We start from the raw sequence: 13,016 nt of genomic DNA on the forward strand, positions 1-13,016 counted from the left end.
CAGCGTCTTGGTTCGGGCCTCCTCTGCGCGACGCACCGAGCGGGAGGACATTCCGGTCGCCCGTCGAACACGACAGCCGCGACAACGCAAGGGAAATAGCGCGGCTGGTCTGCTGTTCGGGCTTGTTCTTGTCTGTGCCGGAAGCCTTGCAGTGGTGATGCTGGTTCCCACCCTGCTGTCACAGCGCCAGCCCACGCAGAGCCTCGAGATTTCAGGCTTTCGAGAACGTCCCGACGCCGACGGCCGTCTCCTGGGTCACTTCCCCTATGACGAAGCGGATGCCGATCAACTCATCGTCTTTGAGCCAGGGATTGAGCTGAATGTGGAGGCCGCCGATGCCCTCGACACGATGATGCGATACGCCTCGGCTGACGGGGTTGATCTGCGTCTGCTCAGCGGATTTCGTTCCCTGGCCCTCCAGGAATCGATCTTTTTTGACGTGGCCTCCGAACGGAACCAAACCGCCGAAGAACGAGCTCAGGTTTCGGCTCCACCCGGCTACTCCGAGCACAGCACCGGTTATGCCGTGGATCTCGGCGATGGCCGTTTTCCTGAGACCAACCTCTCCCAGAGCTTTCAAGACACCGCAGCCTTTCGCTGGTTGCAGGACCATGCGGCCCGGTATCACTTCGTGTTGTCCTTTCCCGAAGGCAACAAACAGGGTGTGATGTACGAACCCTGGCATTGGCGCTACCAGGGCAATGCGGACGCACTGCGTTTGTTCGAGCCGGCCAGTCGGTTCTCCAGGCGCGACCCTTGAACGTCCCCGAACTGCTATCGCCCGCCGGCGACTGGGCTGCGATGAAGGCGGCTGCTGCCTCCGGTGCTGATGCGGTCTATTTCGGTGTTGATGCCTTCAACGCCCGCCAGCGGGCTGAAAACTTCCGACTGCAAGACCTTTCCGAGGTGATGCAATGGCTGCATCAGCGGGGGGTGAAGGGATTCCTCACCTTCAACGTGTTGGTGTTCAGCGATGAATTGGAGGCAGCAGCTCAGTTGCTGATCGCTGCAGATCGAGCCGGCGCTGATGCGGTGATCGTCCAGGACGTGGGTCTCTGTCGCCTGGCCCAGCGGCTGGTGCCGAATCTCTGTGTGCACGGCTCAACCCAGATGTCGATCACCAGTGCAGCGGGCATCGCCCAGGCTGCTGCACTCGGTTGTCAGCGGGTGGTGCTCGCCCGGGAGCTGGCTTTGCGTGATCTTGAGCGCCTGCAGACACAACTGGTCCAGCGGAACCTTGCGATGCCGTTGGAGGTGTTCGTGCACGGCGCCCTTTGCGTTGCCTATTCCGGTCAATGCCTGACTAGTGAATCGCTTGGGCAGCGCAGTGCCAATCGAGGTGAGTGTGCCCAGGCCTGTCGCCTGCCCTACGAACTGGTGGTGGATGGTCAACCTCACCTGCTTGATGACCAGCGATACCTCCTCTCGCCCCAGGATCTGGCGGCCTGGGAGCTGCTGCCGGAGTTGCAGCGCATCGGCGTGGCCAGCCTCAAGATCGAAGGCCGCCTGAAGGATGCTGCCTACGTGGCTGCCGTCACCGACGCCTATCGGCAGCGCCTGGATCAGACCTCCGCTGCGGCGCCGCAGGTGCATCGCCAACTTGAGCTGGCATTTTCCCGAGGCCTGTCCACCGGTTGGCTGGAAGGGGTGAACCATCGCCGTCTGGTGCATGGCCGCTGGAGCAAGAAACGGGGCCCCCTAGTGGGGCAGTTGCTGCGGGTGGAACGGGGTGGTTGGTTGCATCTGCGCAGCCGGGACCAGCTGCAACCTGGTCAGGGCCTTGTGCTGGAACAGCTGTCGTCCGACCCCCTGCAGCCGCCTCGGGAGATCGGTGGCCGGATCATGGTGTGTGAGCGGCTGGGCGACGAGCGCTGGAAGCTGCGCCTTGGGCCCGAGCGAGTGGATAGCTCAGGCTTGAGACCTGGCACCTCGGTCTGGCTCACCAGTGACCCTGACTGGCAGTCCCGTTGGCAGCGTGCTGCCCGCCGCACGGTGGAGGCCCGGTCTCGGGATCTTTCGCTGCGGGTGTCCGGTCGGCTCGATGCACCGCTGGAGTTGCACCTGCTGGCGCCCCCGGGGCTGGATCTGCAGGTCAGCAGCTCCATGCCGCTGCAGAGCGCTTCGCAGCGCCCCTTGGATCTGGATCGCCTAGAGCAGCAACTTGGACGCCTGGGGGGAACCGGCTGGTTGCTCCAGCGTCTTGAGGTCCAGCTGGAGGGCGATCTCTTTCTGCCGGTGGCGGAATTAAACCGCATGCGCAGGGTGCTGCTGGAGCGGTTGGAGGCCTCGTTGGATGGGAACAGTGATTCAGGTCCTGTCCCTGGAGACACCAAAACGGCAGACCCGACAGAGCTGCTGGCTCAGATGTGCCCACCAGTTGTCGCTCCCCTCAGCGAGACCAAGCCAGGCCTGGTGGTGCTGGTGCGCAGCCTGGAGCAGCTGCAGGCCTTGGTCGATCTCTCCGGCACGGACCTGCCGATTCGCTCGGTGGTGGCGGATCTCGAACAGCCGCGGGAGCTGCGGGAAGCGGTGGCGATCGGTCGAGGCTGCTGGCCGGAGGGTGTTTGGTTGGCCGGGGCACGGATCACACGGCCTGATGAACGCTGGACGCTTGAGCCACTGATTCGTGCTCGCCCCGACGGTTTCCTGGTGCGAAATGCCGATCAGCTGGAGGTGCTGACTCCTCTGGCCCCTTGCATTGGTGACTTTTCCCTCAACACCGCCAACCCCCTGAGCCTCCACTGGTATCGCGACCACTGGAAGCTGCAGCGACTCACGGCCAGTTACGACCTGAACCTTCAGCAACTGCTGGGTCTGGCCGTCGCCGTTGATCCGGCGCTACTGGAGGTCACCCTTCATCAGCACATGCCGTTGTTCCACATGGAGCATTGCCTGTTCTGTGCGTTCCTCTCAAACGGCAAGGACCACACCGATTGCGGTCGTCCCTGTGAGAAGCACCACGTCACCCTGCGAGATCGCAGTGGCGTTGAACATCCCCTGCGGGCTGATCTGGGGTGTCGCAACACCCTTTTCAATGGCACGGCGCAATCGGGCGTGGAGGCGCTTCCGTCTTTGTTGCGGGCGGGTGTGCGCCGGGTTCGGCTTGAACTTCTTGATGAGGATGCCGCTGCAACGCGCCGGCGCGTCAGCTTGTACGCCGAGGCTTTGGCGGGCCGGATGGCCACCCAGGAGGTCTGGTCCCAAGAGCAGATCCACCACCAGCTGGGCGTCACCCGCGGCAGTCTGCGCAGCAAGGGTCCGGAGCGCACCAGTCGATTCTCACGTTGAGATAACCTGTCGCACTGCGCCTTTGGCGTTCTTCACAAATACTTACGGTCAGCCCGCATGAGCGCCAACAGCAAGGCGATCCGCAACATCGCGATCATCGCCCACGTTGACCACGGCAAGACGACTCTGGTCGATTCGCTGTTGGCGCAGTCAGGAATTTTCCGCGACAACGAGGCCGTCCCCACCTGTGTGATGGACTCCAACGACCTGGAGCGTGAGCGGGGCATCACGATCCTGTCCAAGAACACGGCTGTCACCTACAACGACACCCGGATCAACATCGTTGACACGCCTGGGCACGCCGATTTCGGTGGTGAAGTGGAGCGGGTGCTGGGCATGGTCGACGGTTGCCTGCTGATCGTTGATGCCAACGAGGGGCCGATGCCCCAAACCCGCTTTGTGTTGAAGAAAGCCCTTGAGCAGGGTCTGCGTCCGATCGTGTTCGTCAACAAGATCGACCGTGCCCGGGTGGATCCCGAGACCGCCGTCGACAAGGTGCTCGATCTGTTCATCGAACTCGGCGCTGACGATGATCAGTGCGATTTCCCCTACCTGTTCGGCAGCGGTCTGGGAGGGTTCGCCAAGCCCGACATGAAGACCGACAGCGACAACATGCGTCCGCTGTTCGATGCAATCCTGCGCCACGTTCCGCCCCCGGTTGGTGATCCGGAAAAGCCCCTTCAGCTGCAAATCACCACCCTTGATTATTCCGACTTCCTGGGTCGGATCATCATTGGTCGCGTTCACAACGGAAAAATCAAACATGGTCAGAACGCTGCACTGATCAAGGACGACGGCAGCATTAAGAAGGGTCGCATCAGCAAACTTCTTGGCTTCGAAGGTCTGCAGCGCGTTGAGATCGAAGAGGCTTCCGCCGGTGATCTGGTGGCCGTTGCTGGTTTTGACGACGTCAACATCGGTGAAACCATCGCCTGCCCGGATGAGCCCACCGCTCTGCCGCTGATCAAGGTGGATGAGCCCACCCTCCAGATGACCTTCGTCGTCAACGATTCACCCTTCGCTGGCAAGGAAGGCAAGTTCGTCACGAGCCGTCAGGTGCGTGACCGCCTTCAGCGTGAGTTGCTCACCAACGTGGCCTTGCGTGTGGAAGACACCGATTCACCAGACCGTTTTGCGGTGAGTGGTCGCGGTGAGCTGCACCTCGGCATCCTGATCGAGACCATGCGCCGTGAGGGTTATGAGTTCCAGGTGTCCCAACCGCAGGTGATCTACCGCACCATCGATGGCACCCCTTGTGAGCCGGTGGAAACTCTGGTGATGGATGTGCCTGAACCTGCCGTGGGCAGCTGCATCGAAAAACTGGGCACCCGCAAGGGCGAGATGCAGAACATGGAAACCAGCGCTGATGGCCGCACCCAGCTGGAGTTCATCGTTCCCTCCCGCGGTCTGATCGGTTTCCGCGGTGAATTCATCCGGGCCACCCGCGGCGAAGGAATCATGAGCCATTCCTTCTATGAGTACCGGCCGATGATGGGTGAATTCGACACCCGCCGGAACGGTGTGCTGATCGCCTTCGAAGAGGGAACGGCCACGTACTATGCCCTCAAGAACGCCGAGGATCGCGGCCAGTTCTTCATCAGCCCGGGCACGAAGGTGTACAAGGGAATGATCATCGGGGAATACAACCGGCCGCAAGACCTTGAAATCAACGTCTGCAAGACCAAGCAGCTCACCAACATGCGTTCAGCTGGCGCTGAGGAACTGGACACGCTGCAAGCACCGGTTCAGATGACGCTGGAGCGCGCATTGGAATACATCGGCCCCGACGAGATGCTCGAAGTCACGCCCGAGTCGATCCGTCTGCGCAAACTTCCCGGCAAGAAGCCGGCCAAGTCCAAGCGCTGATGCCTCAGGCGGACCCCCGCTTTCAACAGGGAGTGGAGCTCTTCAATGCAGGTGATTGGTACGCAGCTCATGATCTGTTTGAGGAGCTCTGGCATGAAACAGCTGATCCGGATCGGCGCAGCCTGCAGGGAATCCTGCAGGTGGCCGTAGCGCAGTTGCATTTGCAACGGGGCAACCGGCGGGGGGCCACGATTCTTTTTGGTGAAGCTCTGGGTCGTCTTAAACGTCCTGGAACCCCAGATCTGGGCCTGGACCTCGCGTCTCTGTGCCGTGCTGCGCAACAGCGGCTCGAGGCGCTTCATCAGGATGGGGATCCCGAGTCATGCACTGTCCCTGTTCTTGAGTCCAAGCGCTGAAGCGCCGGTAATCTCGACAAACTTGAGCGAGTTGCGTGGCGGTTAAAGCGATGCTCCGTATCGGGGGCTTTTGTTTAGCTCTCCCCCTTCTTGCCATCTTTTGGCCCCTGGTGTCGGCCCAGGCTCAGCAAATGGCTGACGCAGGCGTCATCACGATTGAGTCCGATCTGCAATCGGCCGACAACGGCACGGGTGTGATCACTGCCAGCGGCAATGTTCGCCTGGTGCATGCCGGTCGTGGCTTGGTGGCCACAAGCAGACAGGCCCAGTACTTCACGGAGGAAGACCGGATTGTGCTGAGTGGTGATGTGGATGTGATTCAGGCCAATGGCAACCAGCTCCGCGCTGATCGCTTTACTTATCTGCTGGAGGAAGGTCGCGCGATCGCCAGCCCCGTTCCTGGCCAGCAGGTGTTCAGTCAGTGGTCGCTCACTCCCGGCCAACCCGTGCTCGACGTTCAGACCGAGACAACCACGGTGACTCGATGACCCTGGAACTGTCGAATGTCTCCATCACCCTTGGGGGCCGCCAGTTGCTGAAGGGCTTGGATCTGAAGCTTTCCCCCGGTGAGGTGGTCGGCCTGCTGGGGCCCAACGGAGCTGGAAAAACCACCACCTTCAATCTGGTGATCGGTCTGCTCTCCCCTGATCAGGGTGATGTGACCGTGAACGGTGAGCGTGTCACCGACCTCCCCATGCCGGAGCGAGCACGGCTTGGGGTGGGTTATCTGCCCCAGGAAGCTAGTGTTTTTCGCAATCTCACGGTGCGTGAAAACCTGGATATCGCCCTTGAACAGACCGATCTCAGTTCCGAACAGCGACGGGAGCGGCGCCAGCAGCTGATTGAAGACTTTCACCTCACCGTGTTCATCAACCGGCTTGGCTTCCAACTTTCCGGGGGGGAACGTCGCCGTTGCGAAGTGGCCCGGGCGCTGGCATCGGGTGCCAACGGACCGACGTATCTCCTTTTGGATGAACCCTTCGCCGGTGTTGACCCCCTCGCGGTGGCGGACCTGCAGTTGCTGATCGAGGGGTTGCGGTCTCGGGGCATGGGGATTCTGATTACCGATCACAACGTGCGGGAAACCCTGGCCACCACTGATCGGGCTTACATCCTCAACGATGGTGCGGTGTTGGCTGCAGGACGGTCCGAGGAGGTGGCGGCTGATCCACAGGTGCGTCGTTATTACCTCGGGGAAGGATTCCAACTGTGATGGTGGACCGTCTCAAACGGGCCACCTGGATGCGGCTGGATCTCTTGGATCGTTGGTTGCTCAAGGAGCTTCTGGGTCCGCTGCTGTTCTTCATTGCTCTGTTCACTCTTCTGCTGCTCACCGGTGGCGTGATGTTTGAACTGGTGCGGCAGATGGTCGATAAGAACCTGCCGATCACGATTGCGGTTCAGGTTCTGTTGTTCAGCATTCCCCGTTGGTTGGCCTTCTCTGTTCCGATCGGAACGTTGATGGCGTCGTTGTTCGTGTTCACCCGCCTTTCGGCGAACAGTGAACTCACTGCCCTGCGAAGCCTTGGGATCACCACAGTGCGGATGATCAGCGCGGCCCTCGCCCTCTCCATGGTGATGACGCTCTTCACCTTCGTCCTCAACGACGTGGTGGTCCCTCGTAGCCAACGCTATGCAGAGGTCACCCTCAAGCGTTCATTGGGGCGTTCCCTCGCCAGTGAGACAGGACGCGACATCATTTATCCCCGTTTCGGGACTCGCTTCGATTCCGACGGCGAAGAAGACGGCAAGGGACTGAATCAACTCTTCTATTCGAGAAAGTTTCAGGACGGTGAAATGGCGGATGTGACGGTTCTGGATTTCACCCGATCCGGCTTCACCCAGATGCTGCGTGCGGATCGGGCGATCTGGAATGAGGACCAGGCCAGCTGGGACTTTCTTGATGGCCAGATTCTGACCCTGGCCGCCAACGGCAGCTCAACCAAGGCTGATTTCGATCGTTACGTCTATCCCCTTGGTTCAGGACCGGTGCGCCTGGCAGGAATTGAGAAGGATGCCGTCAACATGACTGTTGCTGAAGCTTTGCAGGCCCAGAGGCTGTATGAAGAGGCCGGCAGCATCAAGGAGGCCCGCAAGATTCGTGTGCGGATCCAGGAGAAGTTCACGGTTCCCATGGCTTGTCTGGTGTTTGGCTTGTTTGGAGCCACCCTTGGCGCTCAGCCCAGTTACCGAAGCAGCCGAAGCTTCTCGTTCGTGCTCACCCTCGGGATCATCGCTGTTTATTACGTGATCGGTTTCAGCTTCAGTTCCCTTGGGGTGAAGGGAACTCTTCCACCGATCCTGGCGGCCTGGCTGCCTGTGATGTTGTTTCTCGGGGCGGGTGGTCTATTGCTGAAACAGGCCAGTCGCTGATTGGCCGAGGCAGAATCGCAGTGTCTTTGGGAAACGGTGTGTTGAACACGCCTTTTGAGCTGGTCACCAGTCTTGGATTTGCAGGCTTCGTGTTGCTGCTGCTGGCCATGCCTCTGGCTTTCTGGGCGGTGTCCAGCCAGTCCCGCGCTGGCTTGGTTCGGCTTCTGGTGGCCGTCGCCAACCTTCTGTTCACAGCTCAGCTGATTTTGCGCTGGTGGCAATCGGGCCACTTCCCGATCAGCAACCTCTACGAATCCCTTTGCTTCCTTGCCTGGGCTTGCACCCTCACCCAGCTGCTGGTGGAACGGGCCTGGCCGTCTCCCATCGTTGCGGCAGCAGCCACCCCCATGGGCCTGGGTTGCATTGCCTTCGCCAGCTTCGCCTTGCCCGATCAATTGCAGTCAGCGGCTCCTCTGGTTCCTGCCCTGCGCTCCAGCTGGTTGGTGATGCATGTGAGCGTGATCATGGTGAGCTATGCCGCCTTGCTTGTGGGATCTCTGCTCTCCTTGGCGGTCTTGGTCACGGATCGCGACCAATCCCTGGAACTCAGGAGCAGTTCCATTGGCAGTGGTGGATTTCGTCAGGCGGCTTCGATCGCGAATGGTGGTTCTGTTCAGCTGCAATCGGTTCAGCTGAGCACCAATGAACAACTCGACAGCCTCAGTTACCGCACGATCACGGTTGGGTTCCTGATGCTCACGGTGGGCATCGTGAGTGGTGCTGTTTGGGCGAATGAAGCCTGGGGCAGCTATTGGAGCTGGGATCCCAAGGAAACCTGGGCCTTGATCTGCTGGCTGGTCTACGCCGCTTATCTGCACACCCGCCTCAGCCGCGGTTGGCAGGGTCGACGCCCAGCTCTTGTTGCAGTGGTGGGTCTTGTGGTGATCGCTGTTTGCTACATCGGCGTGAATCTGCTGGGCATTGGCTTGCACAGTTACGGCTGGTTTTTCTGACCAACTGCCTGCGTCTTCTCGATTAGGGCTCAACCACCATCGATCTGACATCCGACCAGGGCACCGCCAACGGCTCCAGCGGGAATTGACCAGATCCAGTTGTCCTTTTTGGCGAGCGCGCCTCCCAAGGCTCCACCAAGAACACCACCGGCGAGACTTCCCTCCAAACAGGAATTGTTGTCCCCAGCAGCAGGGGCCTCGACGACGGTTTTTCCGCTTGACGTTGTTGGTGAATGATTTGGATGGTTGTGGGCGCGGTGCCCCTGCTGGTGCTTATGGCTTTTGCCCCCATGGAAATGCAGGGTCTTTGGACAAGGGCGTTCGACCCTCTCCTCTCGACTGCTGACGTACCCAGGCTTGTCCCGGGTTCCGGGATGGTAGGTCTCAACGTATTGATTCTGATAGCAAGTCTTCGCCCTTGAGTAAGTGTTGTTGGCTATGGATGGTTGATTCACAACTGTCGTCAAAACGACTCCTGTAATGAGTCCAGAAAAAATATTCTTCATGACGGAGAAGTTGGTTTGTTGATTCATTCTGCATTCCCGAACGAGAAAGAGTCTGACAACTTCAGTTGGATCTATGACAGGATGCATCTGGACGTCAACTTATTGTTTTTTGTTGTATTCATTGTAGTGAGTTTTTTCACTTTGATTAATCCCCCAGATGAGGGATTAATCCTTACGCTCATATCCCCCATTTCAGGGATGTTGCGCGCCGGCTCAGTTTGTAAAGCCAGTACACCACCAGTGGAAGAGATTCTTGAGCTGCATGCCTGCAGCTGTGGATGAACTGCATGGTGGAGATGTGGGTCTGGCAGCGAAAGCGGCCGCCACAAGGGGATCGAGGCCTTACGGACTCTCCCCACCACTCAGGGGGGATCGAGGTCCACATGGACTCTCCCCCCACACTCTTCACAACTCCGATGAGAATCACTTTTTCGTTGGTGTCCCCTGTCGTCGGGCTTGTGCTGCTGGTCGTTACAGGCTGTTCCCGCAACAAGGTCGAGAACACCCAGCCCAACCACGATGTTTAACCTGCAACGGAGAAGCCTGTTGTTGGTCGGGCCACTTGGTATGGGCCTGGTTTCTACGGAAACAAAACCGCCAGTGGTGAGATCCTTCGGAGGAACACCCTGACGGCTGCCCACGGCCAGTTGCCTCTTGGGACGAAGGTGAAAGTGACGCGCGAAGACACCAATGAAAGTGTGATTGTGGTGATCAACGATCGAAAACCCTTCAAGGAGGACACAATCATCGATCTTGCCCATGGAGCTGAAGATCAATTGGGGATCGATGAAGACGATGAAGCCTAAGTAAGCGTCGAGGTTCTCGATTGAACCCATTGGCCACACCGATCCACGAGGGAAGAGACCTTCTGGTTTTGGTGTCGCTTCGCACCCTGTCTTGAAATGTTGAAGCCCTATTGAGACGAGTGCTCGCTGAGCACTGACGTTGATGTTTCGGACTCTTCTGCTTGTGAGCGGAGATAACGCTTCCGCTGCGCCGATTCCAGACCAGACAGCAGGACTGCACGTCTGGTCGGAGCGACCGGTTGAGGTCGGTCAAGACCTCGAAGAAGTGGATGAATTCCTCGTCTGCTCATGCCGTTTTTTCGGATATGGGTGAATCTCGCGTCGTGACCTGTGGTCCATCGCGTTAGTAAATAATTTCATGATCGTCAATCTTGTTTTGTGATCCACGTCACTGATTGGCGTAATGGTATTCCTGCGGTGGTTGTCCTCTCAGGACATGCATCAGACGATCGGGCAAAAAGGAAGGCCACCCCTGCACAGGGATGGCCTGAACCTTGTTGGCGTTCTTTGAAGCTGAACGAAGCGTCTGGCTGTATGGCTTGTCAGGCCAGTCAGGCAGCTTCTAGATCTTGCTCAGTTGGACTGTCGTCACGCATGGGACGCCTCCGACTTCGACAGTCCCAGCATCGCTCAGAGAAGATGCTCGGATCATCCGTATTTCAACTCAGCGGCAGGGAGGAAAAGCGGAGCAAGCTCGATCCTCAAAGTTAACAGAACTATTGAGCCAAATGTTGAAGAACAGCACCGATATTCATGCTCCCTTTGAGATAACCGGCAAAAGCAAATGCGATCACACTGGCATTAAGCGCCAGAAATGCAGCAACCAATTTGACGTCATCGTTCATCCATTGATTATCGGAGGCTAGTTGGTGTCACTGTGGCCTCCAATTCTTTGGAGATGATGAAACTGTTCAAGCGCTTGGTTCTTTGTTGAAGTGATCACAAAAAAGCCCGGCATGGGCTGCCGGGCTTGGGGTGCTCAGTTGATGGCCTGCTGATCAGGCAAGAACGGCTTCCTTGCTGCTGCTGTTGCGGATGCCTTTGATCGCTTCGGCGTAATCGGGTTGGTTGAATACGCCGGAGCCAGACACAATCGCGTTGGCACCTGCTTCGATCACCTTCCAGGCATTACCGGCTTTGATGCCGCCATCCACTTCGATCCAGGGATCGAGACCCTTCTCATCGCACATGCGGCGCAGGTCACGGATTTTCTGAACCTGGTTTTCGATGAAGCTTTGGCCGCCGAAACCGGGGTTGACGCTCATGATCAGCACCAGATCGCAGAGCTCGAGGCAGTACTCGAGGGTGTCGAGTGGAGTTGAGGGATTCAGGACAGCACCGGCTTTTTTGCCCAGGTCTTTGATCTGAGCCAGGTTCCGGTGCAGGTGCGGGCAGGCCTCAACCTGCACAGAAATGATGTCGGCACCGGCTTTGGCGAAGTCAGGGACGTACTTCTCCGGCTCAACGATCATCAGATGAACGTCCAGGGGCTTCTGGGTCACCGGACGCAGCGCCTCAACAATCAGCGGTCCAATGGTGATGTTCGGAACAAAGCGGCCGTCCATCACATCCACATGGATCCAATCCGCACCGGCTTCGTCCACGGCTTTCACTTCTTCGCCGAGGCGTGCGAAGTCAGCCGACAGGATCGACGGCGAGATCACCAGGGGCTTGGTGCTCATGGATGAGGAGCGCGAAGTGCCGGGTGATTTTAGGGACTCCTGCAACCACTGATACAGTGAGCCGCGCTCAGAAGTCGAGATCCACTGCGGCGACGGCCAACTGCCCGTCCAGAAGATCTCGCCAACCCGTCCCACCTCATCCGGAGTCCCGTGGATCAGACCCTCATTCAGGAAATTCTCGAGATCGTCGAGCAGGCCGCCATCGCTTCCGCCTCGCTCTCCGGCAAAGGCCTGAAGGATGAAGCCGACGCATTGGCCGTTGATGCCATGCGCAAGCGCATGAATCAGATCCAGATGCAAGGCCGCATCGTGATCGGCGAGGGGGAACGTGATGAAGCCCCGATGCTCTACATCGGAGAAGAGGTCGGCACCGGCACTGGCCCTGGTGTTGATTTTGCTGTCGACCCCTGCGAAGGCACCAACCTCTGCGCCTTCAACCAGCGCGGCTCCATGGCTGTTCTCGCCGCTTCCGATCGGGGCGGTCTGTTCAATGCCCCCGACTTCTACATGAAGAAGTTGGCTGCTCCTCCAGCAGCCAAGGGGAAGGTGGACATCCGCAAATCAGCCACTGAAAACATCAAGATCCTTAGCGAGTGCCTGGGTCTCCCCGTCGACGAGCTGAACATCGTTGTGATGGATCGCGCCCGTCACAAGGACCTGATCGCTGAGATACGTGGCACCGGCGCTCGCATCCAGCCCATCTCTGATGGAGACGTTCAGGCCGCCATCGCCTGCGGTTTCGCTGGCACCGGAACCCACTGCCTGATGGGCATCGGCGCTGCCCCTGAGGGTGTGATTTCAGCCGCTGCCATGCGCGCTCTTGGTGGCCACTTCCAGGGCCAACTGGTGTACGACCCCGCGATTGCTCAGACCTCCGAATGGGCTGACATGACCAAAGAGGGCAACCTTGCGCGTCTCGCTGAGATGGGCATTGCTGACCCCGACAAGGTCTACGAAGCCGAGGAGCTGGCCTGCGGCGAGCATGTTTGTTTCGCTGGCAGCGGCATCACGGATGGTCTGCTCTTCAATGGCGTTAAGTTCGAAAAGGACTGCACCCGCACAAGCAGCCTGGTGATCAGCAATCTGGATAACACCTGCCGCTTCACCAACACCGTGCACATCAAAGAAGACGCCCAGAGCATTGCTCTGAGCTGATCGTCACCCATTGGTTGAGAGGAACGTCTTC

General features: G+C 58.9%; 14 protein-coding genes. 11 read left to right on the plus strand and 3 right to left on the minus strand.

The annotated features are described in order from the left end of the window. Positions 1 to 7: 7 nt before the first annotated feature. From SYNCC9605_RS06220 to ccsB, 8 genes are read left to right on the plus strand one after another with little or no spacing between them, the layout of a single operon-like run. Positions 8 to 760, plus strand: a complete 753-nt coding sequence (locus SYNCC9605_RS06220; protein WP_011364215.1) for a M15 family metallopeptidase — start codon at positions 8 to 10, stop codon at positions 758 to 760. Then, positions 757 to 3,288 carry a U32 family peptidase gene (locus SYNCC9605_RS06225; RefSeq protein ID WP_011364216.1) on the plus strand — a complete coding sequence of 844 codons (2,532 nt, stop codon included), beginning with the start codon at positions 757 to 759 and terminating at the stop codon, positions 3,286 to 3,288. Before SYNCC9605_RS06220 ends, SYNCC9605_RS06225 begins: the two co-directional genes overlap by 4 nt. 57 nt (positions 3,289 to 3,345) lie before the next feature. Further along, a complete protein-coding gene (gene typA, locus SYNCC9605_RS06230) occupies positions 3,346 to 5,154 on the plus strand; it encodes a translational GTPase TypA (RefSeq protein WP_011364217.1) in 1,809 nt (602 codons plus the stop codon). Further along, the gene (locus tag SYNCC9605_RS06235; protein ID WP_011364218.1) at positions 5,154 to 5,510 is read left to right on the plus strand and encodes a DUF309 domain-containing protein; all 357 of its coding nucleotides are present in this window, start codon (positions 5,154 to 5,156) and stop codon (positions 5,508 to 5,510) included. Before typA ends, SYNCC9605_RS06235 begins: the two co-directional genes overlap by 1 nt. Before the next feature lie 50 nt (positions 5,511 to 5,560). Further along, entirely contained in the window at positions 5,561 to 5,998 is a 438-nt protein-coding gene (locus tag SYNCC9605_RS06240; protein ID WP_011364219.1) for an LptA/OstA family protein, read from the plus strand. Beyond that, the gene (lptB, locus tag SYNCC9605_RS06245; protein WP_011364220.1) at positions 5,995 to 6,723 is read left to right on the plus strand and encodes an LPS export ABC transporter ATP-binding protein; all 729 of its coding nucleotides are present in this window, start codon (positions 5,995 to 5,997) and stop codon (positions 6,721 to 6,723) included. Before SYNCC9605_RS06240 ends, lptB begins: the two co-directional genes overlap by 4 nt. Further along, positions 6,723 to 7,883: an LptF/LptG family permease gene (locus SYNCC9605_RS06250; protein WP_011364221.1), complete on the plus strand. Its 1,161-nt coding sequence runs from the start codon at positions 6,723 to 6,725 to the stop codon at positions 7,881 to 7,883. Before lptB ends, SYNCC9605_RS06250 begins: the two co-directional genes overlap by 1 nt. 38 nt (positions 7,884 to 7,921) lie before the next feature. Next, on the plus strand, positions 7,922 to 8,836 hold the full coding sequence (ccsB, locus tag SYNCC9605_RS06255) for a c-type cytochrome biogenesis protein CcsB (protein WP_011364222.1): 915 nt from the start codon (positions 7,922 to 7,924) through the stop codon (positions 8,834 to 8,836). A 29-nt stretch (positions 8,837 to 8,865) separates the two neighbouring features. Here the strand turns inward: ccsB and SYNCC9605_RS13855 are convergent, their stop codons facing one another. Next, positions 8,866 to 9,369 carry a glycine zipper 2TM domain-containing protein gene (locus SYNCC9605_RS13855; RefSeq protein WP_198002489.1) on the minus strand — a complete coding sequence of 168 codons (504 nt, stop codon included), beginning with the start codon at positions 9,367 to 9,369 and terminating at the stop codon, positions 8,866 to 8,868. A 581-nt stretch (positions 9,370 to 9,950) separates the two neighbouring features. On the opposite strand from SYNCC9605_RS13855, the gene SYNCC9605_RS14640 reads away from it, so the two are divergent. Next, positions 9,951 to 10,148, plus strand: coding sequence for a septal ring lytic transglycosylase RlpA family protein (locus SYNCC9605_RS14640; protein ID WP_049749450.1), 198 nt, complete (start codon positions 9,951 to 9,953; stop codon positions 10,146 to 10,148). A 142-nt stretch (positions 10,149 to 10,290) separates the two neighbouring features. Continuing rightward, positions 10,291 to 10,461 (plus strand): hypothetical protein, encoded by a 171-nt coding sequence (locus tag SYNCC9605_RS14645; protein ID WP_156783031.1) that lies wholly within the window; start codon positions 10,291 to 10,293, stop codon positions 10,459 to 10,461. A gap of 403 nt (positions 10,462 to 10,864) precedes the next feature. Here SYNCC9605_RS14645 and SYNCC9605_RS15435 read toward each other — a convergent pair whose 3' ends face one another. Continuing rightward, the gene (locus SYNCC9605_RS15435) at positions 10,865 to 10,993 is read right to left on the minus strand and encodes a hypothetical protein (protein WP_257929968.1); all 129 of its coding nucleotides are present in this window, start codon (positions 10,991 to 10,993) and stop codon (positions 10,865 to 10,867) included. Positions 10,994 to 11,146: 153 nt separating this feature from the next. After that, a complete protein-coding gene (gene rpe / locus SYNCC9605_RS06275) occupies positions 11,147 to 11,830 on the minus strand; it encodes a ribulose-phosphate 3-epimerase (protein ID WP_011364226.1) in 684 nt (227 codons plus the stop codon). 150 nt (positions 11,831 to 11,980) lie between these two features. Here rpe and glpX point away from each other — a divergent pair, with 150 nt between their 5' ends. Continuing rightward, on the plus strand, positions 11,981 to 12,985 hold the full coding sequence (glpX, locus tag SYNCC9605_RS06280; protein WP_011364227.1) for a class II fructose-bisphosphatase: 1,005 nt from the start codon (positions 11,981 to 11,983) through the stop codon (positions 12,983 to 12,985). Positions 12,986 to 13,016 lie beyond the last annotated feature (31 nt).

It is taken from the genome of Synechococcus sp. CC9605, assembly GCF_000012625.1.
GTDB lineage: Bacteria > Cyanobacteriota > Cyanobacteriia > PCC-6307 > Cyanobiaceae > Parasynechococcus.